At 65.0% G+C, this 20221-nt stretch carries 18 protein-coding genes; 13 read left to right on the plus strand and 5 right to left on the minus strand.

All coding sequences use genetic code 11. The features are described 5' to 3' along the window. Positions 1 to 25: 25 nt before the first annotated feature. On the minus strand, positions 26 to 1198 hold the full coding sequence (locus WA950_RS21910; protein WP_424553858.1) for a dihydrodipicolinate synthase family protein: 1173 nt from the start codon (positions 1196 to 1198) through the stop codon (positions 26 to 28). A 225-nt stretch (positions 1199 to 1423) separates the two neighbouring features. Between WA950_RS21910 and WA950_RS21915 the strand changes: the two genes are divergently transcribed. Genes WA950_RS21915 through WA950_RS21935 form a run of 5 tightly spaced genes read left to right on the plus strand, consistent with a single transcriptional unit; the run spans position 1424 to position 7358 of the window. Next, complete coding sequence (locus WA950_RS21915) at positions 1424 to 2464, plus strand: LacI family DNA-binding transcriptional regulator (protein ID WP_424553859.1); 1041 nt, start codon at positions 1424 to 1426, stop codon at positions 2462 to 2464. Continuing rightward, a complete protein-coding gene (locus WA950_RS21920) occupies positions 2461 to 3462 on the plus strand; it encodes a Gfo/Idh/MocA family protein (RefSeq protein ID WP_424553860.1) in 1002 nt (333 codons plus the stop codon). Before WA950_RS21915 ends, WA950_RS21920 begins: the two co-directional genes overlap by 4 nt. Before the next feature lie 5 nt (positions 3463 to 3467). Beyond that, a complete protein-coding gene (locus WA950_RS21925; RefSeq protein ID WP_424553861.1) occupies positions 3468 to 5081 on the plus strand; it encodes an acyl CoA:acetate/3-ketoacid CoA transferase in 1614 nt (537 codons plus the stop codon). Next, positions 5074 to 5853 carry an enoyl-CoA hydratase/isomerase family protein gene (locus WA950_RS21930; protein ID WP_424553862.1) on the plus strand — a complete coding sequence of 260 codons (780 nt, stop codon included), beginning with the start codon at positions 5074 to 5076 and terminating at the stop codon, positions 5851 to 5853. The genes WA950_RS21925 and WA950_RS21930 overlap by 8 nt, the downstream gene beginning before the upstream one ends. Beyond that, complete coding sequence (locus WA950_RS21935; protein ID WP_424553863.1) at positions 5853 to 7358, plus strand: aldehyde dehydrogenase family protein; 1506 nt, start codon at positions 5853 to 5855, stop codon at positions 7356 to 7358. Before WA950_RS21930 ends, WA950_RS21935 begins: the two co-directional genes overlap by 1 nt. A gap of 47 nt (positions 7359 to 7405) precedes the next feature. Here WA950_RS21935 and WA950_RS21940 read toward each other — a convergent pair whose 3' ends face one another. Further along, the gene (locus tag WA950_RS21940) at positions 7406 to 8458 is read right to left on the minus strand and encodes a LacI family transcriptional regulator (RefSeq protein ID WP_424553864.1); all 1053 of its coding nucleotides are present in this window, start codon (positions 8456 to 8458) and stop codon (positions 7406 to 7408) included. Positions 8459 to 8829: 371 nt separating this feature from the next. Between WA950_RS21940 and WA950_RS21945 the strand changes: the two genes are divergently transcribed. The 8 genes from WA950_RS21945 to WA950_RS21980 all read left to right on the plus strand — a co-directional run bounded on the left by WA950_RS21945 (position 8830) and on the right by WA950_RS21980 (position 17387). Continuing rightward, positions 8830 to 10041 carry an ABC transporter substrate-binding protein gene (locus WA950_RS21945; protein ID WP_424553952.1) on the plus strand — a complete coding sequence of 404 codons (1212 nt, stop codon included), beginning with the start codon at positions 8830 to 8832 and terminating at the stop codon, positions 10039 to 10041. A 166-nt stretch (positions 10042 to 10207) separates the two neighbouring features. Further along, entirely contained in the window at positions 10208 to 11089 is an 882-nt protein-coding gene (locus WA950_RS21950) for a carbohydrate ABC transporter permease (protein WP_424553865.1), read from the plus strand. Further along, on the plus strand, positions 11086 to 11967 hold the full coding sequence (locus WA950_RS21955) for a carbohydrate ABC transporter permease (RefSeq protein ID WP_424553866.1): 882 nt from the start codon (positions 11086 to 11088) through the stop codon (positions 11965 to 11967). Before WA950_RS21950 ends, WA950_RS21955 begins: the two co-directional genes overlap by 4 nt. 4 nt (positions 11968 to 11971) lie before the next feature. After that, positions 11972 to 13087 (plus strand): ABC transporter ATP-binding protein, encoded by a 1116-nt coding sequence (locus WA950_RS21960; RefSeq protein ID WP_424553867.1) that lies wholly within the window; start codon positions 11972 to 11974, stop codon positions 13085 to 13087. Between the two features lie 7 nt (positions 13088 to 13094). Then, positions 13095 to 14603: an FAD-dependent oxidoreductase gene (locus WA950_RS21965; RefSeq protein WP_424553868.1), complete on the plus strand. Its 1509-nt coding sequence runs from the start codon at positions 13095 to 13097 to the stop codon at positions 14601 to 14603. Beyond that, complete coding sequence (locus WA950_RS21970; RefSeq protein WP_424553869.1) at positions 14600 to 15379, plus strand: 3-ketoacyl-ACP reductase; 780 nt, start codon at positions 14600 to 14602, stop codon at positions 15377 to 15379. The genes WA950_RS21965 and WA950_RS21970 overlap by 4 nt, the downstream gene beginning before the upstream one ends. 23 nt (positions 15380 to 15402) lie before the next feature. Further along, positions 15403 to 17061, plus strand: coding sequence for a GMC family oxidoreductase (locus WA950_RS21975; protein WP_424553870.1), 1659 nt, complete (start codon positions 15403 to 15405; stop codon positions 17059 to 17061). An 8-nt stretch (positions 17062 to 17069) separates the two neighbouring features. Further along, entirely contained in the window at positions 17070 to 17387 is a 318-nt protein-coding gene (locus tag WA950_RS21980) for a Dabb family protein (RefSeq protein WP_424553871.1), read from the plus strand. Here WA950_RS21980 and WA950_RS21985 read toward each other — a convergent pair. From WA950_RS21985 to WA950_RS21995, 3 genes are read right to left on the minus strand one after another with little or no spacing between them, the layout of a single operon-like run. Then, positions 17384 to 18127 (minus strand): ABC transporter permease, encoded by a 744-nt coding sequence (locus WA950_RS21985; protein ID WP_424553872.1) that lies wholly within the window; start codon positions 18125 to 18127, stop codon positions 17384 to 17386. The two genes, WA950_RS21980 and WA950_RS21985, sit on opposite strands and share 4 nt — an antisense overlap. Next, a complete protein-coding gene (locus WA950_RS21990) occupies positions 18124 to 19062 on the minus strand; it encodes an ABC transporter ATP-binding protein (RefSeq protein WP_424553873.1) in 939 nt (312 codons plus the stop codon). Before WA950_RS21990 ends, WA950_RS21985 begins: the two co-directional genes overlap by 4 nt. Next, the gene (locus tag WA950_RS21995) at positions 19059 to 20219 is read right to left on the minus strand and encodes an ABC transporter permease (RefSeq protein WP_424553874.1); all 1161 of its coding nucleotides are present in this window, start codon (positions 20217 to 20219) and stop codon (positions 19059 to 19061) included. Before WA950_RS21995 ends, WA950_RS21990 begins: the two co-directional genes overlap by 4 nt. Positions 20220 to 20221: the final 2 nt, after the last annotated feature.

Raw genomic sequence — 20221 nt, forward strand, 5'->3', positions numbered from 1 at the left:
CGGCGATATGGCCGGTCGTCCACAGCTAATCCTGAGCGACGCCAAGCACCGCCATCAGGTTCTTCATGCGTGCGGCGGCAAGCTCCGGCCTGTCGAGCACATTCGCCCGATCGGCGAGGCGGAAGACATCGGCATAGTGCATGGCCCCGCGCGCGGACTGCATGCCCGATGGCATGGTGAAATGGTCCTGATGGCCGTTCAGCCAGGCGAGGAAGACCACACCCGCCTTGTAGTATTGCGTCGGCGCCTCGAAGATTTTCCGCGAGAGCGGCACGGTCGGCTCGATGACGGCGCGGAAGGTGGCGACTTCGCCTGCGGCAAGCGAGGCGAGCGCGCTTGAGGCCTGCGGCGCGACGGCATCGAAAATACCGAGCAGCGCATGGCTGTATTTGCGCCCGTCGCCCTCGATCAGTTCGGCATAGTTGAAATCGTCGCCGGTGAAGCAGAGCACGCCTTCCGGCAAACGGTCGCGCAGCGCGACTTCCTTCGCATTCTCCAGCAGGGAAATCTTGATGCCTTCGACCTTATCGCGGTTCTCCCCGATGATCGACAGAACGGCATCCAGCGCCGGCTCGAAACTTCCCGCCCCCCAATAGCCCTTCAATTGCGGGTCGAACATGTCGCCGAGCCAGTGCAGCACGACCTTGTCCTTCGCCTGACCAAGGATGCGACCATAGACCTTGCGATAATCGTCCGGCGACCTGGCAATACGGGCAAGCGCCCGGCTCGCCATCATGATTGCCCGGCCGCCGTGCTTTTCGACGAACCCGACCTGCTCCTCATAGGCCCGGATCACATCGTCCAGGGTGCTGGCGTCGGAAGGGTCCAGATGATCCGTGCCCGCGCCGCAGGCAAGGTCGGCGCCCGGCACCGTTCTTGCCTCGGCAAGTGAGCGGCGGATCAGTTCCTGCGCGCCGGCCCAATCGAGCCCCATGCCGCGCTGCGCCGTGTCCATCGCCTCGGCAATGCGGAAGCCGAGCGACCAGAGGTGGTGCCGGAAGGCCAGGGTAGCGTCCCAGTCGACCGCAGGCGCCTCCCATGGCCGCGTGTCGCGGCGCGGATTGGAAACCACATGGGCCGCGGCATAGGCAATGCGGTTGAAAACCGGCACGGCGGACGGCCGCTGCGTGGGCGTGCCCACGAGGGCATAGGCTTCGATGCCGCCATCGGCGCGCGGCAGGGAAAGGCTGATCGGCATGGAGTCCTCCCAAGGGGTTTCTCAGGGAAATAATTTAGATCGTTCCAAATTTCAAGGCGATTCTTCAGCGAGCAGCCCTGCCGAGCGAAGGGTTCGGCGCGCAACTGCGCAGGAACAACAAAGGATTGGGCAGTAATACTCGGATCAGCGCCCTTGACATATTTGGAACGATCCAATTAATCTGCATCAACAAGCAGCGGTGGACGCCGCGCAGGGAGGATGAGCGTGAACAAGACCCGAGTGACCGTTGTCGACATTGCGCGCGCCGCCGGCGTATCGAAGTCGACCGTCTCGCTCGTCCTTCAGGCAAGCCCGCTGGTCAACGAAACAACCCGCGCCAAGGTGAACGCAGTCATCCGCGAGCTTGGCTATGTCTACAACCGCGGCGCGGCAAACCTGCGCCAGTCGGCCTCCTCGCGGATCATCGGCATCGTCGTCAACGACCTCACCAACTCCTTCTTCGCGGAACTGGCCGTCGGCATGGACATCGTCATGCAGTCGGCCGGCTACGTCCAGTTCCTGTCGAATTCGGCTGAAAACATCGATCGCCAGCGCGAAGTCATCGCCTCGATGCGCGAGCACGGCATTTCCGGCCTCATCATCTCCCCTGCCCGCGGCACGGAAGCGGCGGACCTGAAGCCGCTCGCCGCCAGCGGCATCCCGGTCGTCGCCGTGGTGCGCAACGTGGTGGGCGCGAAGATCTCCTCGCTGTTGTCCGACAACTATGCGGGCGCGAAGGAAGCCGTCGCACATCTCATCTCGCTCGGCCATCGCCGCATCGCTTTTCTCGGCGGCATTGCCAACACCACGGTCTTTACCGAACGCGTACAGGGCTGGCGCGATGCGCTTGAACAAGCGGGCCTCGACGCTCCCGATGCGCTCGTCATCGGCACGGCGGCCTCGCGCGCCGGCGGTGTTGCCGCCATTGAGCGCGCGCTGCTCCTGCCCGACCAGCCGACAGCCGCCCTCTGCTTCAACGATGCCGCCGCCTTCGGCGTCTGCGACGGCCTGCGCGCCGCCGGCAAGGAGCCTGCCCGCGATTTCGCCGTGGTGGGCTTCGATGACGTGATCGAGGCGGAGACAGCCGTCCCGGCGCTGACGACGGTGTCCGTCGATCCGCAGGGAATGGGCCGGCGCGCCGCCCAACTCCTTCTCAAACAGATCAATTCGGGCCGGGTGGAACCCGAGGCGATCGTCAGCTCCGTGCGCCTCGTCGTGCGCCAAAGCTGCGGCGCCGGCCAGAAGACAAAGAGGATATCGGCATGACACGGTGGGGACTGATCGGGGCGAGCACCATCGCCCGGGAATGGGTGATCGGCGCAATCCGCGCGACGGGCGGCGAGATCGTTTCCGTCATGAGCACCAGCGCCGAACGCGGCAAGGCCTACGCGAGAGAGCAGGGCATCGCGAAGTCGGTGACGGCGCTCGACGAATTGGTCAACGATCCCGACATCGATGCCGTCTACATCTCCACCACGAACGAGCTGCACCGCGACCAGGCGCTCGCTGCCGCCAGGGCCGGCAAGCATATCCTGTGCGAGAAGCCGCTTGCCATGTCGCTCGACGACGCCCGCGCCATGGTGAAGGCAGCGAAGGATGCCGGCGTCGTCATGGCGACCAACCATCACCTACGCAACGCGGCGACGCACCGGGCGATGCGCGAGGCCATCAAGGCAGGCCGCATCGGCAAGCCGCTCGCCGCCCGCGTCTTCCACGCCGTCTACCTGCCGCCGCACCTGCAGGGCTGGAGGCTCGACAAGCCGGAAGCCGGCGGCGGCGTGATCCTCGACATCACCGTGCACGACGCCGACACGCTGCGCTTCATCCTCGACGACGACCCGGTGGAGGCCATCGCCTTCTCGCAGGCCGGCGGCATGGGCAAGGCGGGGCTGGAGGATGCCGTGATGGGTGTGTTGCGTTTCAGGAAAGACGTGATCGCGCAGTTCCACGACGGCTTCACCACGAAATTCGCCGAAACCGGCCTTGAAGTGCATGGCACGGAAGGCTCGCTGATCGGCCGCAACGTGATGACCCAGCGCGCCATTGGCACGGTGACGCTGCGAAATGCCGAGGGCGAGCGCGACCTGCCGCTCGATCACCGCAACCTCTACGAAACCGCCCTTTCCGCCTTCCACGCCGCCATGGCCGGCAAAGGACAGCCCTCCGCCACGGGCGAGGACGGCATCTGGTCGCTGGCGACCGGCCTTGCCGTCGTCGAGGCGGCGCGCACGGGCGGGACCGTCCGCATCGAAACCGGATTGTGATACCCATGAGCAAGCATATTACCCCGCGTCAGGCAGCAGAGCTCATTCCAGACGGCGCCGTCGTCTCGGTCTCCTCCTCCTCCGGCCTTGGCTGCCCGGACCTGATGCTGAAGGCGATCGGCGACCGTTTCGACGAGACCGGCCATCCGCAGAACCTCACGACGCTGCACCCGATCGCCGCCGGCGACATGAGCGGCATCAAGGGCGTCGACTACATCGCGAAAAAGGGCCTCCTGAAGACGATCATCGGCGGCTCCTACCCGTCCGGCCCCTCCTCGTCCGAACCGCCGCTGATCTGGCAGATGATCGGCAGGAACGAAGTCGCCGCCTACAATGTCCCCTCGGGCATCCTTTTCGACATGCACCGCGAGGCCGCCGCCAAGCGTCCCGGCGTCATCACCAAGGTCGGCCTTGAAACCTTCGTCGATCCGGGCCGCGAAGGCTGCGCGATGAACGCTGCGGCCGCCGCCGAACCGGTGGTGGAAAAGATCACCTTCGCCGGCGAGGAATGGCTGTATTTCAAGGCCATCGCGCCTGAGGTGGCGATCATTCGCGCCACCACCGCCGACGAGCGCGGCAACCTGACCTACGAGCACGAGGGCGCCACGCTCGGCGGGCTCGACCAGGCGCTCGCCGCCCGCAACAATGGCGGCATCGTCATCGCTCAGGTCAAGCGCATCACCAAGGAAGGCTCGCTGAAGCCGCACGACGTGCGCGTGCCGGGCGTTCTGGTGGATTATATCGTGGTCGACCCGGACCAGAAGCAAACGACGCAAACGCTTTACGACCCCGCCATATCGGGAGAGATCTTCCGGCCGCTCGACAGCTTCCGCGTTCCGGAGTTCAACATCCAGAAGGTCATCGCCCGCCGCGTCGCGCAGGAGCTTCAGGCCGGCAGCGCCGTCAATCTCGGCTTCGGCATTTCCGCCAACGTGCCGCGCATCCTCCTGGAGGAGGGCCTGCATGGCGCCGTCACCTGGGTGATCGAACAGGGTGCGGTCGGCGGCGTGCCGCTGCTCGATTTCGCCTTCGGCTGCGCCTCCAATGCCGACGCCTTCATGCCCTCGCCCTACCAGTTCACCTATTTCCAGGGCGCCGGCTTCGACGCCTCGCTGCTCTCCTTCCTGGAGATCGGCAGGGACGGGTCGGTCAACGTCTCGAAACTTTCCTTCCGTCCGCATGTGACGGCAGGCTGCGGCGGCTTCGTCGACATCACCGCACGGGCGAAGAAGGTCGTTTTCTCCGGCATGTTCAATGCCGGCGCCAAGCTCGCGGTCGAAGGCGGCAGGCTGGTGATCGAGAAGGAAGGCAAGCTGAAGAAACTGGTCAACGCAGTCGAACACGTCACCTTCTCCGGCCCGCGCGGCGTGGCGCAGGGGCAGGACATCACCTATGTCACCGAGCGCTGCGTGATGAAGCTGACGCCTGACGGCATCGTGCTGGCCGAGATTGCACCAGGCGTCGACCTTCAGGCGCATATCCTCGACCAGTCGGAATTCGACCTCATCGTCTCGCCGGACCTGAAGGTCATGGACGCCGCGCTCTTCACCGACGCACCGATCGGACTGACGCTGCCCCGCAAGGCTGAGCGTCGGCTGACAGGAGCGAACCATGGCTGAGCCGCGCATCCGCATAAGCCTTGAAGGCACGGTCGCGACGATATCAGTCGCGCGGCCGGAAAAGCTGAACGCCTTCGACATCGATATGCTGAAGGAGCTGTCCGCCGCCTGCGACGCGGTGGAAGCCAATGCAGCCGTGCGCGTCGCAATCCTCACCGGCGAGGGCAAGGCCTTTTCCGCCGGCGGCGATATCCGCGCCTGGGCGGACATGGAAGCCAACGAATTCGGCCATGCCTGGGTGCGTTTCGGCCACCGCGTCTTCGAACGGCTGGCAACGCTGCGTATGCCGCTGATCGCCGCCGTCAACGGCCATGCGCTGGGCGGCGGGTTGGAACTTGCGGCTGCGGCAGATATCCGTATCGCGGAAGCCCAGGTGAAGATCGGCCTGCCGGAAGCGGGCCTCGGCATGGTGCCCGGCTGGTCCGGTACGCAGCGGCTGGTCAAGCGCTTCGGCGCGCAGGCCGTGCGCCGCATGCTTATCGGCGGCGAAGTGCTGACGGCGGAGCAAGCCGCAACGCTCGGCATCGTCGATCAGGTCGTCGAGACGGGAACGGCCGTCGAAGCCGCCAAGGCCTATGCGGCGCGCATCACCGCGCGCGGCCCGGCGGCGACGGAGGTTTCCAAGCTGATGATCGCGATTGCCAACGGCGAAGACAACGGCGCGGCAGTGGAGGCCCTCGGCTCGATCCTCGTCGCCAAGACGGGGGACCTCAAGGAAGGCGTCGCCGCCTTCACCGGCAAGCGCCCCGCAGAGTTCAAGGGAGAATGGTAATGACCGCGCATGTGAGACCAAAGGCGCTCGACAACTTCAACGCACGCGATTTCCGCATGCTGATCGACGGCGTGTGGACAGAAGGTGCCGGCAGCGCGCTGGAGCGCAGCGCGCCCAGCCACGGCATCGTCGTCAGCCGCTATCCGGCCGGCACCAAGGCCGATGCCGAGCGCGCCATCGCCGCCGCCCGCAAAGCTTTTGACCATGGCCCATGGCCGCACATGACGGGCGCCGCGCGCTCCAACATCCTGCTGAAGGCAGCCGACCTCATAGCCGCGCGCGCCGACGATCTCGCCTTCCTCGACTGCATCGAAAGCGGCAAGCCGATCAGCCAGGCGAAGGCTGAACTGGGAGGCGCAGCCGATATCTGGCGCTATGCGGCGGCGCTTGCCCGCGACCTGCACGGCGAGAGCTACAACACGCTCGGTGAAGGCACGCTCGGCGTCGTGCTGCGCGAGGCGATCGGCGTCGTCTCGATCATCACGCCCTGGAACTTCCCGTTCCTGATCGTCAGCCAGAAGCTGCCCTTCGCGCTTGCCGCCGGCTGCACGACGGTCGTCAAGCCCTCGGAGTTGACCTCCGGCTCGACGCTCCTGCTTGGTGAGATCCTCATCGAGGCCGGTGTTCCTGCAGGTGTCGTCAACATCGTTACCGGCACCGGCCCGGAGGTCGGCGCACCGATGACGACGCATCCCGATGTCGACATGGTCTCGTTCACCGGCTCCACCGGCGTCGGCCGCCTGACGATGGCCAATGCCGCCCAGACCCTCAAGAAGGTATCGCTTGAACTCGGCGGCAAGAATCCGCAGATCGTCTTCCCCGACGCCAATCTTGACGAGTTCATCGACGCGGCCGTCTTCGGCGCCTATTTCAACGCCGGCGAATGCTGCAATGCCGGTTCGCGGCTGATCCTGCACAAGTCCATCGCCGAGGAAGTGACGGCGCGCGTCGCGGAATTGGCCGGGAAGGTCAAGGTCGGCGATCCGCTCGATCCGGCGACGCAGGTCGGCGCGATCATCACGCCGCAGCATCTGGAAAAGATCGGCGCCTTTGTCGACGGCGCGGAAAAGGCCGGCGCTTCCGTCGCGCTCGGCGGCGCGGCGCTCGATCTCGGCCTCGGCCAGTTCATGGCCCCGACGATCCTTTCCGGCGTGACGCCGGACATGCCGGTCGCCCGTGAAGAGGTTTTCGGTCCGGTGCTTTCGGTCCTGACTTTCGAGACGACGGACGAGGCGATCCGCATCGCCAATGCCATCGACTACGGCCTTTCGGCCGGCGTCTGGAGCCGCGACTTCGACACCTGCCTCACCATCGGCCGCAAGGTGCGCGCCGGCACGGTCTGGATGAACACCTTCATGGACGGTGCATCCGAACTGCCCTTCGGCGGCTACCGTCAGTCAGGCCTTGGCCGCGAACTCGGCCGCCATGCAGTGGAGGACTATACGGAGACCAAGACGCTCAACATGCATATCGGCGCACGCACCGGCTGGTGGATGCCGCGATGAGCAAGACCTTCCCGACAACCACGGCAGGGAACGGCTTTGCCGCCCGCTCAGGGCGTCGGGAAGCTGAATTGCGGGCTCTGGAGGATCGCAAGATCCGCAATGGGATCACCGGCGATGCGTTGCAGCAGCAGGCGGCCCATGGCTTCGCCAGCCGCCGGCAGGTCCTCGTAGATGGTCTCGACCTTCGGCTGGATCTGGCTGAGGAGCCGCGACGTCTGCTTGGCGACGATGTCGTACTCGACGCCGAGCGAAAGACCGTTGTCGCTCATGCCGGTGATCGTGGCCAGCGCCGAAACTTCACCGGGACAGGTAAACCCGTCCGGCGGGTCCGGCTCGGTGCTACGGCGGCGCATGTGGTCGCGGATCATGTCGGCAGGGCTGTCGAGGTCGAGATCCTCCGGGATCTCGTAGGCGATGCCGGCCTCGCGTACCGCGGTCATGAAGCCGTGCAGCATGTGCTGGTTGAAGGTCAGCCGCTTCGGCGGCAGGATGATCGTGACCTTGCGGCGGCCCTTGACGATCAGCCGCTTGGTGGCCTCGTAGGCGAAGGCGAAATTGTCGTAGTCAACGAAGGCATGCGGGGTGGAGAACTCCGTGCGGCCATGCGTGACGAAGGGAAAACCGTTCTCCAGCAGCAGCCGCACACGCGGATCGAAAGGCTCGGTGCGCGAGAAGATCAGGCCGTCGGCCATGCCATTGCGGATGATGTAGTTGACCGCATCGACATTGCTGCCGTCGAGGAAATTCGGCGTGACGATGAGATGGTAGGGCGTCGTCTGGAGCGCCCGCGCCAGGCCGTGCATGATCGACGTGCCGAAACCGAGGATTTCCTCGTGCGGATCGAGAAGGACGGAAATGACATTGGTGCGGCCGGTCTTGAGACGCTGGGCGGCGCGATCGGGCAGGTAGCCGATCTCGGCGGCGACCTCGTGCACGCGCCGACGCGTCGCCTGCGAAATCTGCGGCGCATTGCCGAGTGCGCGGGAAACCGTGGTGATCGCCAGCCCCGTCAGTTCGGCAATGGTCTTGAGCGTCGGCTTGCCGGCTCGGGACGTATTGCGGACGGGTTCACTGTCGGTGGGCTTTTCGATGCGGGACACGGATACATTTCTTCGAATGGCGGTAGTCGATCGGCGGCACCATACCGGCGAGCCACTCCTTCGGCAATCTTGCACTGCACAGAATTTAAAACGATTTCCGTGCAATGCAGCAGACAGATTGGTTTGCATGAAACGCCTGAAGAGCCCGAATCTAGCGCATTTATCGAAGCGTCTTCTGCCGGCATGCCCGACGACTTGACTCTGCAAATTTACAACGTTTTAAATTAGCGCGGCAATTCGAGCCGCAGACAGAATTCCGGCGCCCTTTCGGGCCTCGGGGAAATCGGCGGGAGGAGGTTCTCGCCTACGAACTTGCAAACGGGAGGAATACGATGCGCAAGTTTCTGACAACCACTGCGATCGCCGCGGTGATGATGACGACAGGCGGCCTGTCCGCCAAGGCCGCAGAAGGCGTGGAGGTCCTGCACTGGTGGACGTCCGGCGGTGAGGCCGCAGCCCTCGACGTCCTGAAGAAGGACCTTGAAACCAAGGGTATTTCCTGGACCGACATGCCGGTAGCCGGCGGCGGCGGCACGGAAGCCATGACGGTGCTGCGCGCCCGCGTCACGGCCGGCAACGCGCCGACCGCTGTGCAGATGCTCGGCTTCGACATCCTCGACTGGGCCAAGGAAGGCGCGCTCGGCAACCTCGACGACGTGGCTGCCAAGGAAGGCTGGGACAAGGTCATCCCGACCGCCCTGCAGCAGTTCTCGAAATATGACGGCCACTGGATCGCCGCGCCGGTCAACGTCCACTCGACAAACTGGATGTGGATCAACAAGGCAGCGCTCGACAAGGCCGGCGGCAAGGAGCCGACCAATTGGGACGAACTCGTTGCCCTGCTCGACAACTTCAAGGCACAGGGCATCACCCCGGTCGCCCATGGCGGCCAGCCGTGGCAGGACGCCACCATCTTCGACGCGGTCGTACTGTCCTTCGGCAACGACTTCTACAAGAAGGCCTTTATCGACCTCGACCCCGACACGCTCGGCGGCGACCAGATGAAGGAAGCCTTCGACCGCATGACGAAGCTGCGCTCCTACGTCGACGACAACTTCTCCGGCCGCGACTGGAACCTCGCTTCCGCCATGGTGATCGAGAACAAGGCCGGCCTCCAGTTCATGGGAGACTGGGCGAAGGGCGAGTTCATCAAGGCCGGCAAGAAGCCGGGCACCGATTTCGTCTGCATGCGCTACCCGGGCACGCAGGGCTCCGTCACCTTCAACTCCGACCAGTTCGCGATGTTCAAGGTTGCCGAAGACAAGGTGCCGGCCCAGCTCATCATGGCATCGGCCATCGAGAGCCCAGCCTTCCAGTCGGCCTTCAACGTGGTCAAGGGTTCCGCCCCGGCCCGCACCGACGTCTCGGACGAAGCGTTCGACGATTGCGGCAAGAAGGCCATCAAGGATCTCGCGGAAGCGAACACCAACGGTTCGCTCTTCGGCTCCATGGCGCATGGCCACGCCAACCCGGCCTCCGTCAAGAACGCGATCTATGACGTCGTGACCCGCCAGTTCAACGGCGAGCTTTCGTCCGAGGAAGCCGTCACGGAACTCAAGGCCGCCGTCGAAGGCGCGAAGTAAACGCGAAAGACTGCCCCTCATCCCGCCCCTCTTCCCGTAACCGGGGAGAGGGAGACGACGAGGTCACGGCATGTTCCCTTCTCCCCGCCTGCGGGGAGAAGGTGCCGGCAGGCGGACGAGGGGCCTCCCCGCCGCCGACAAACACACAACAACGGTGGTATCGCCCATGGATAGCCGAAACCGGCTGCAGGAGCTTTTGCCCAAGCTCGTGCTTGCACCCAGTTTTCTCATCGTGCTCGTCTTCGTCTACGGCTTCATCGCCTATACGGGCTTCCTATCGCTGACGGACAGCAAGATGCTGCCCTCCTACAATTTCGTGGGACTCAGCAACTATACCAAGCTGTGGGCGCTGCCGCACTGGTGGCGGGCGATCTCCAACCTGGCGATCTTCGCCTCGCTCTACATCGTCATCTGCTCGGTGCTGGGCCTGGCACTCGCCATCCTGCTCGACCAGAAGATCCGCGCCGAGGGCATCCTGCGCCCGATCTACCTCTACCCGATGGCGCTGTCCTTCATCGTGACGGGCACCGCCTGGAAATGGTTCCTCGACCCCGGCATCGGGCTTGAGAACACCATGCATCTCTGGGGCTGGGAAAGCTTTGCCTTCAACTGGATCAAGGACCGCAACTACGCCATCTATTGCGTGGTGATCGCCGCCGTCTGGCAATCCTCCGGCTTCGTCATGGCCATGTTCCTCGCCGGCCTTCGCGGCGTCGACAACGAGATCATCAAGGCCGCGCAGATCGACGGCGCCTCGACCACCACCATCTATCGCCGTATCATCATTCCGCTGATGCGCCCGGTCTTCCTTTCCGCCTTCGTCGTGCTAGCGCATCTTGCCATCAAGGCCTACGACCTCGTCGTCGCCCTGACCGGCGGCGGCCCCGGCCAGGCGACCGAACTGCCGGCGACCTTCATGTATTCCTACACCTTCACCCGCAACCAGATGGGCATCGGCGCCTCGTCGGCCATCATCATGCTGGTCATGATCTTCTCGATCATCGTCCCCTACCTCTATTCCGAAATCCGCGGAGGCAAAGGCCGATGAGCGCTCCCAGTCCCGACAATGTCATCTCGCACAGCAAGCTGACGCGCGCCCTCATCTATACCGCGCTCCTCCTGTTCGCCGTCTACTACCTGCTGCCGCTCTATGTGATGCTGGTGAATTCGCTGAAGCCGCTGGAGGAAATCCGCCAGGGCGGCATGCTGAACCTGCCGCAGCAATGGACGATCGAGCCGTGGCTGCAAGCCTGGTCGACGGCGCAGATCGGCGTGCAGCCGACGGGCCTTCGCCCCTTCTTCATCAACTCGATCCTGATGGTCGTGCCGGCCGTCGCGATCTCCACCATCATCGGTGCGCTCAACGGCTATGTGCTGACCAAGTGGCAGTTCCGGGGTTCGAACGTCTTCTTCGGCCTGCTACTACTTTCCTGCTTCATTCCGTTCCAGATCGTGCTGATCCCGATGGCGCGCATCCTCGGCATGCTGGGGCTGGCAGGTTCGCTCTGGGGCCTGATCCTGGTGCATGTCGTCTACGGCATCGGCTTCACGACGCTCTATTTCCGCAATTACTATGAGAACTTCCCGACCGAACTGGTCCGCGCGGCCCAGATCGACGGCGCGAGCTTCTTCCAGATCTTCTACCGCATCCTGCTGCCGTCCTCCGGCCCGATCATCGTCGTCTCGGTCATCTGGCAATTCACCAACATCTGGAACGACTTCCTGTTCGGCGCGTCCTTCTCGGGGGCGAACACCACGCCGATGACGGTGGCGCTCAACAACCTCGTCTCCTCGTCGACCGGCGTGAAGGAATACAACGTGCATTTCGCGGGCGCGATCCTCGCCGCGCTTCCCACCCTCATCGTCTACATCGTCTCCGGGCGGTACTTCGTGCGCGGCCTGATGTCCGGCGCCGTGAAAGGATAAAGCCATGTCTTTCCTGAAGATCAGCAACCTGCGCAAATCCTACGGCGCGCTCGAAATCCTGAAGGACATCAACATCGAGATCGAACAGGGCGGCTTCCTCGTGCTGGTCGGTCCGTCCGGCTGCGGCAAGTCCACGCTGCTCAACACGATCGCCGGCCTGGAGCCGATCACCTCCGGCGAAATCGCCATCGACGGCCGCTCGGTCGCGGGCCTGCACCCATCCAAGCGCGACATCGCCATGGTGTTCCAGTCCTACGCGCTCTATCCGAACATGACGGTCGCCGGAAACATCGCCTTCGGCATGGAGATCCGCGGCGTGCCGAAGGAGGAGCGCGAGAAGGCGATCAGAGAGGTCGCCGACATGCTCCAGATCGGCCATCTTCTCGACCGCAAGCCCGGCCAGCTCTCCGGCGGCCAGCGCCAGCGCGTCGCCATGGGCCGGGCGCTGGTGCGCGATCCGAAACTCTTCCTGTTCGACGAGCCGCTGTCGAACCTTGACGCAAAGCTGCGCGTCGACATGCGCACGGAAATCAAGCGCCTCCACCACCGCATGAAGACGACCATCGTCTACGTGACTCATGACCAGATCGAGGCGATGACGCTCGCCACCAAGATCGCGGTGCTGAAGGACGGCGTGCTCCAGCAATTCGGCTCGCCTTCGGAGATCTACAACAACCCGGCCAACACCTTCGTGGCCGACTTCATGGGCTCGCCGGCAATGAACCTGCTGCAGGCCCGGGTAGAGAACAACGGCTCGGGCGTCGCCGTCTCGCTCGCCCGTCACCAGGCAGAGCCACTGGTGCTTTCCGTGCCGAACGCACCGGGCGGGCTTGCCGCCTACAAGGGCAAGGACGTGATCTTCGGCATTCGCCCGGAAGCCCTGACGGATCCGGACGGCGCGGACCGCAATGCCCGCACCGTCGGCGAGGGCGAATGCATGATCGAGGTGGTCGAGCCTGCCGGCGCAGATACCTTTGCCGTCACCCATCTCGGCGGCAAGCAGATCGTGGCACGCCTGCGCGCCGATGTGCGCATCGCCGCCGGCCAGACCGCCCGCCTGGCCTTCAACCTCGACAAGGCGGTGTTCTTCGACCCCGCAAGCCAGCTTCGCATTGCCTGAGCAGATCATGACCACACAGCCGGACATCGTCATCATCGGATCGGGCATCGGGGGCTCCACCACGGCCGCCGCGCTCGCCCCGACGGGCGCGAGGATACTCATTCTCGAGGCGGGCGATCACCTGCCTGACCGCCCGGAGAACCGTGACCAGCGCGCCATCTTCCAGCGCGGCCACTTCCGCCCGAGGGAGATGTGGTACGAGGAAGGCGGCACCGCCTTCAACCCCGGCAACTATTACAATGTCGGCGGCAACTCGAAATTCTACGGCGCGGTGCTGGTGCGCTACCGCAGGGAAGATTTCGAGGAAATGCGCCACCGCGACGGCGTCTCGCCCGCCTGGCCCTTTCCCTATGAGGAACTGGAGCCGTGGTATTCGGCGGCGGAAAAGCTCTACAATGTGCGTGGCACGCTCGGCGAAGATCCGACCGAACCGCACCATTCCGCCCCCTACCCGTTTCCACCCGTGCCGGACGAACCGGCCATCGCGAAGGTCCGCGCCCGGCTGAAGGCGAACGGGCTGCACCCCTATTCACTGTCGCTCGGCGTCGATATCAACCGCTGGCTCGCCAAGGCGAAGACGCCGTGGGACGCGCATCCAAACAGCAATGACGGCAAGATGGACGCGGAGAGCACGGCACTCGCAGAAGCGCTGAAATATCCGAATGTCGAACTGCGCACCAATTGCCGGGTGACACGGCTTGCCACCGCCCCGCACGGCCGCACCATCTCCACCGTGCACTATGAGCGCGGCGGCGAGACCGAAAGCGTTTCGCCGAAACTGGTCATCCTTTCGGCCGGCGCCGTGCAATCCGCCGTGCTCCTGCTGCGTTCGGCCTCAGAGGCCTTCCCGAACGGGCTTGCCAACAGCTCCGACCAGGTCGGCCGCAACTTCATGAACCACAATTCGAGCGCGGTCATCGGCCTGTCGCCCTTCTACCGCAACACCTCCGTCTACCAGAAGAGCTTCGGCTTCAACGACTACTACCTCTCGGACGGCAATGGTGGCCCGCCGCTCGGCAATGTGCAGCTTCTCGGCCGCGTCTCCGGAAAGATTCTCAAGGCCAACATGCCCTCGATGCCGGAATGGCTGCTGGAACAGGTCGCCACCCGCGCCATCGATTTCTACGCGATGAGCGAGGATCTGCCGCATCCCGAAAGCCGCATCACGGTCGATCGCGAGAGGATCGTCATGAAATGGACCCGCACCAACTGGCAGGCCCATCTCGACCTCGTGACGAAGCTCAAGGCCGCGCTGAAAAAGGCAGGCTTCCCCATCGTGCTCGCCCGTGCCTTCGACAAGCGCACGCCCTCGCACCAATGCGGCACCGTGCGCATCGGCAACGATCCGGCGACTGCCCCTCTCGATATCTGGTGCCGCGCACACGACCATCCGAACCTCTTCGTGGTCGACGCCTCCTACCTGCCGACCTCGGCCGCGGTGAACCCGGCGCTGACAGTCGCCGCACAGGCGCTGCGCGTCGCCGACCACATCAAATCGAGGGATCTTGCCGCATGACGACATCCGCACGTCCCGTCGCCATCGTCACCGGCGGCCGCCGCGGCATCGGCCTCGGCATCGCCAAAGCCCTTGCGGCTGACGGTTTCGACATCGCCATCACCGGCATCGGCGACAGCGATGCCGCGACCGACACCATGCTCGCCGACCTCGCCACGCTCGGCAGCCGCGCCATATATCTCAAGGGCGATCTTGCCGATATTTCCGGCCATGCCGCAACAGTCGCCGCCGTCGAAGACCGGCTCGGCGCCATCGGCTGCCTCGTCAACAATGCCGGCATCGCCTCCGTCGTGCGCGGCGATTTCCTCGATCTGGCGCCGGAGAATTTCGATACGATCGTCGCCACCAACCTGCGCGGCACCGTCTTCTTCACGCAGGCCGTTCTGAAGGCGATGCTGCACTCGAAACAGGTCGTGGGGCCGCGCTCAATCATCAACATCACCTCCGTTTCGGCCGGCCTCACCTCCCCCGAACGGCTCGACTACTGCATGACCAAGGCAGGGCTTGCCGCCTTCAGCCAGGGGCTGGCGCTGCGGCTGGCCGATACCGGCATCTCCGTCTTCGAAATCCGCCCCGGCATCATCCGCTCCGACATGACGGCCGGCGTTTCGGCCAAATACGACGCGCTGATCGACGGCGGCCTCGTGCCGATGAAGCGCTGGGGCGAACCGGACGACATCGGCGCAGCGGCAGCAGCACTTGCATCTGGCAAGTTTTCCTTTGCCACCGGCTCGGTGATCAATCTCGACGGCGGGCTCGCCATCGGGCGGCTCTAGGCCGCAAATTCTGAGGACAGAGCATGACGACCTACGACTACATCATCACCGGCGCAGGGCCTGCCGGCTGCGTGCTGGCGAACCGGCTCTCGGAAGACCCCACCGTCCGCGTGCTGCTGCTGGAAGCGGGCGGTGGTGACTGGAATCCGCTGTTCCATATGCCGGCGGGCTTTGCCAAGATGACGAAGGGCGTCGCCAGCTGGGGCTGGGAAACCGTGCCGCAGACGCACATGAAGGGCCGCGTGCTGCGCTATACGCAGGCCAAGGTGATCGGCGGCGGTTCCTCGATCAACGCTCAGCTCTATACCCGCGGCAATGCGGCCGACTACGATCTGTGGGCGAGCGAGGACGGCTGCGAGGGCTGGAGCTACCGGGAGATCCTGCCCTATTTCAAGCGCGCCGAGGACAATCAGCGTTTTGCCGACGACTACCATGACTATGGCGGGCCGCTCGGCGTTTCCATGCCGGTCTCGGCCCTGCCGATCTGCGACGCCTATATCCGCGCCGGACAGGAACTCGGCATTCCCTACAACCACGATTTCAACGGCCGCCAGCAGGCCGGCGTCGGCTTCTACCAGCTGACCCAGCGTAACCGCCGCCGCTCCTCCGCCTCGCTCGCCTATCTCTCGCCGATCAAGGAACGGAAGAACCTGACGATCCGCACCGGCGCCCGCGTCGCGCGCATCGTGCTGGAAGGCACCCGCGCCGTCGGCGTCGAGGTGGTTACGGCAAGGGGCGTCGAGACGATCCGGGCGGAGCGCGAGGTGCTCGTCTCCTCCGGTGCCATCGGTTCGCCGAAGCTGCTCCAGCAATCGGGCATCGGCCCGGCCGATCACCTGAAGTCGGTGGGCGTTCAGGTGAGACACGACCTGCCCGGCGTCGGCTCCAACATGCAGGACCATCTCGACCTCTTCGTCATCTCCGAATGCACCGGCGACCATACCTATGACGGCGTCGCGAAACTCCACCGCACGCTCTGGGCCGGCCTGCAATATGTGCTGTTCCGCTCCGGCCCCGTCGCTTCCTCGCTCTTCGAGACCGGCGGCTTCTGGTATGCGGATGCCGAAGCCCGCTCGCCCGACATCCAGTTCCATCTCGGTCTCGGCTCCGGCATCGAGGCGGGGGTCGAGAGGCTGAAGAATGCCGGCGTGACGCTGAACTCCGCCTATCTGCATCCACGCTCGAAGGGTACGGTGCGACTTGCCTCCGCCGATCCGTCCGCAGCCCCATTGATCGACCCGAACTACTGGGAAGACCCGCACGACAGGAAGATGTCGATCGAGGGCCTGAAGCTTGCCCGCGAGATTATGCAGCAGGCGGCGCTCAAGCCCTTCGTCATGGCCGAGCGCCTGCCGGGACCGAAGGTGATGAGCGACGACGAACTCTTCGACTACGGCTGCGCCAATGCCAAGACCGACCATCATCCGGTCGGCACCTGCAAGATGGGCACGGGGGCGGACGCCGTCGTCGGGCTGGATTTGAAGGTGCATGGACTTGACGGATTGCGCGTCTGCGACAGTTCCGTCATGCCGCGCGTTCCTTCCTGCAACACCAATGCGCCGACCATCATGGTGGGCGAGAAGGGTGCCGACATCATCCGCGGCCTGCCGGCGCTGCCGGCCCAGGTCTTCCTGCACGAGCGCAACGATGCGCGCCCGCGCGCCCGCGCCAACATTCGATAGGAGCAGCCATGATCCGCCATTGCGTCTTCATCCGTTTCAAGCCGACCATCTCCGTCGCGTACAAGACGGAGCTCTTCAACGAGATCGATGCCCTGAAGGACCGGCTGCCGGGCATGATTGCCGTTCACATCGGCACCAATGTCAGCCCGGAAGAAGGCATGGACAAGGGCTTCGGCGATGGCTTCATCGTCGACTTCGCCGACAGTTTCGCCCGCGATGCCTATCTGGAGGATCCCGAGCACAAGCAGACCGGCGGACGTCTGGTCGCCGCCGCCGAAGGCGGTGTCGAGGGCATTCTCGTCTACGACCTCGAGACTGACGACTAACGCACCCGCCCGGCCCGGCGCGCCAGCACGCGCTCAACGGCGGAGAATGCATCGTAGATCAGCACCGCCAGCACCGCGACGACGAGGCCGCCTTGCAGCACGAAGGCGAGATTGTTCGATTGCAGGCCGGCAATGATGACCTCGCCGAGCGTCTTGGCCGCAACCGTCGAGCCGATGGTCGCCGTCGCAAGGCTGATGACGACCGAAAGGCGGATGCCGGCGAGAATGACCGGCAGGGCCAGCGGGATTTCCACCTTGATGAGCCGCTGCCATGCTGTCATGCCGGTGCCGCGCGCCGCCTCGACGATGGCCTGCGGCAGTGTGGACAGGCCCGTCATCGCATTCTCGAAGATCGGCAGCAGGCCATAGAGGAAGAGCGCGATCAGCGTCGGCTTCTCGCCGAAACCGACGGCGGGCACGGCAAGCGCCAGCACGGCGACGGGCGGAAAGGTCTGGCCGATATTCACGAGGCTGCGCGACAACGGCAAGAATTCTGCGCCGATCGGCCGCGTGACGAGAATGGCAAGGGCAACCGCCACGAAGGTCGCGGCAAGCGTCGCGATGAAGACGGTGGTGAGATGCGAGATCGTCAGCGACAGGAGGCTGCCCTGATTGTAGATGGCCGGCGCATTGGCCTGCACGAGCGGCTTCAGGAACGGCTCGAACAGCATGGGCTGGACGAGGAAGGCGATCAGGATAATGAGCGCCGCAAGCCGCAGCAGGTTGGGCAGCAGCCTCATTGCGGCCTCGCGGCGCGGCGGGCCAGGCCGGCAAGCGTGACGCGGCCGATGGGCGCGCCATCCGCACCGACGACGGGCAATGCCTCACGGCCGGACCAAAGCAGCGCCGAAAGCGCGTCGCGCTGGCTCGTGTCGGCGGTGAGCGGTTCGCCCTCGGCTGCGCCGGTTTCCGCGGCTTCGCCCACCGTGCCGATGGAGAGGAGCCGGAACGGCCGTTCCGCCGCGCCGATCAGCGTCTCGACGAAACCGGTCGCCGGGTTCACCAGCATTTCCTCCGGCGCGGCATATTGCACGATCCGGCTCTTATCCATCACGGCGATCCTGTCGGCGAGGTGGAAGGCTTCCTCCATGTCATGAGTGACGAGCACGATGGTCGTGCCGAAATGCCTCTGGATCGCCAGCAGATCCTCCTGCGCCTTGGCGCGGATAACGGGGTCGAGCGCGCCGAAGGGTTCGTCCATCAGCAGGATGTTCGGCTCGGCGGCAAGCGCCCGGGCAACGCCGACGCGCTGCTGCTGGCCGCCGGAAAGCTCATGCGGATAGCGCGGGCCGAAGGCGGCGGGGTCGAGCTGGAAGAGCGTCAGCAGTTCCTTGACCTTGGCGTCGATGCGGCTCTTTTCCCAGCAGAGAAGCGTCGGCACGGTGGCGATGTTCTCCGCGACCGTGCGGTGCGGAAAGAGGCCATGGCCCTGGATGGCATAGCCGATGCGGCGGCGCAGCTCGTAGCCGGGTAGCGACCGGTTGTCCTTGCCATCGATCAGGATCGTTCCCGAGGTCGGCTCGACGAGACGGTTGATCATGCGCATCAGTGTCGTCTTGCCGGAGCCGGACGTGCCGACGATGACGGTGATCGAGCGCGGCGCGATCGTCATCGAGACATTGTCGACGACGGTCGTATCGCCGTAGCGCTTGGTGATGCTGTCGATCTCGATCATGCGGCCCTGCCGGGTTTGGAATTGGAGAGTTCGGTCGCGGCATCGAGCACGATGGCCGCGGCGAAGGCGAGCGCCACGGTGGGCACCGCCCCCAGCAGCACGAGGTCCATCGCCGTCTGGCCGATCCCCTGGAAGACGAAGACGCCGAAACCGCCGCCGCCGATGAGCGCCGCAATGGTCGCAAGCCCGATATTCTGCACCAGCACGATGCGGATGCCGGTGAGGATGACCGGGAAGGCGAGCGGCAGTTCGACGCCGAGGAGACGCTGGCGGTCCGTCATGCCGATGCCACGGGCCGCATCATTGGCCTCGCGCGGTACGCCGGCAAGGCCGACCACCGTATTGGCGACGACCGGCAGCAGCGAATAGAGGAAGAGCGCGACGAAGGCCGGCGCGGCACCGATGCCACGGATGCCGATGGCCGACGCTCCCGGCACATGCAGCGCGATCCAGCCGAGCGGCGCGATCAGGAGGCCGAAGAGCGCGATGGACGGGATCGTCTGGATGATGTTCAGAGCGTTGAGCACGCCAGCCCTCAACCCCTCCACCCGATGGCAGAGAATGCCGAGCGGCAGGCCGACAAGCGTTGCGGCCGCCAGCGAGCCAAGAGCCAGAACCACATGGCGGCTCGCTTCCAGCCAGAAAGTCTCGGCGCGGCTGCCATATTCCTTGAGGATCGACAGCCCGTCCCATGCGCCGGACATGAGGAGCGCGGCGGCCACCGCGGCGGCGGCGGCGAGCAGCGCGACGCGGGCAAGCGGCGGCGGGTTCAACCGGGCGAGCGCATCGGCCGTCAGAAGCGCAAAGGCAAAGCTCGTCAGCCAGAAGCCGGAGGCCGGCGAGACGCGGGCATAGGTATTGTCCGGCGGCGTCAGGTGTCCGGCGGAAAGGCCGATGAGGATGGCGAGCAAGAGCAGCGCCACCAGCCCGAGCACCAGCCGGAACGCCGTCGGCGTCTTCAGCACGATAAGGACGATCGCGATGGCGGCGAAGGCGACAAGAGCGGTTCCAAACCCGGACGGCAGCGCCTCGAGGATCGACCGCGCCTCCCCCGGCACGATGCGGTTGGCCCTGAAATTGGCGAACGGCGCCAGAAAGGCACCGTAAGCCAGCAATGCGGCGATCACCACGCCTAGCTTGTCGATCCGTACCGTCATGA

This window comes from Shinella sp. (genome assembly GCF_049651085.1).
Classification (GTDB): Bacteria; Pseudomonadota; Alphaproteobacteria; order Rhizobiales; family Rhizobiaceae; genus Shinella.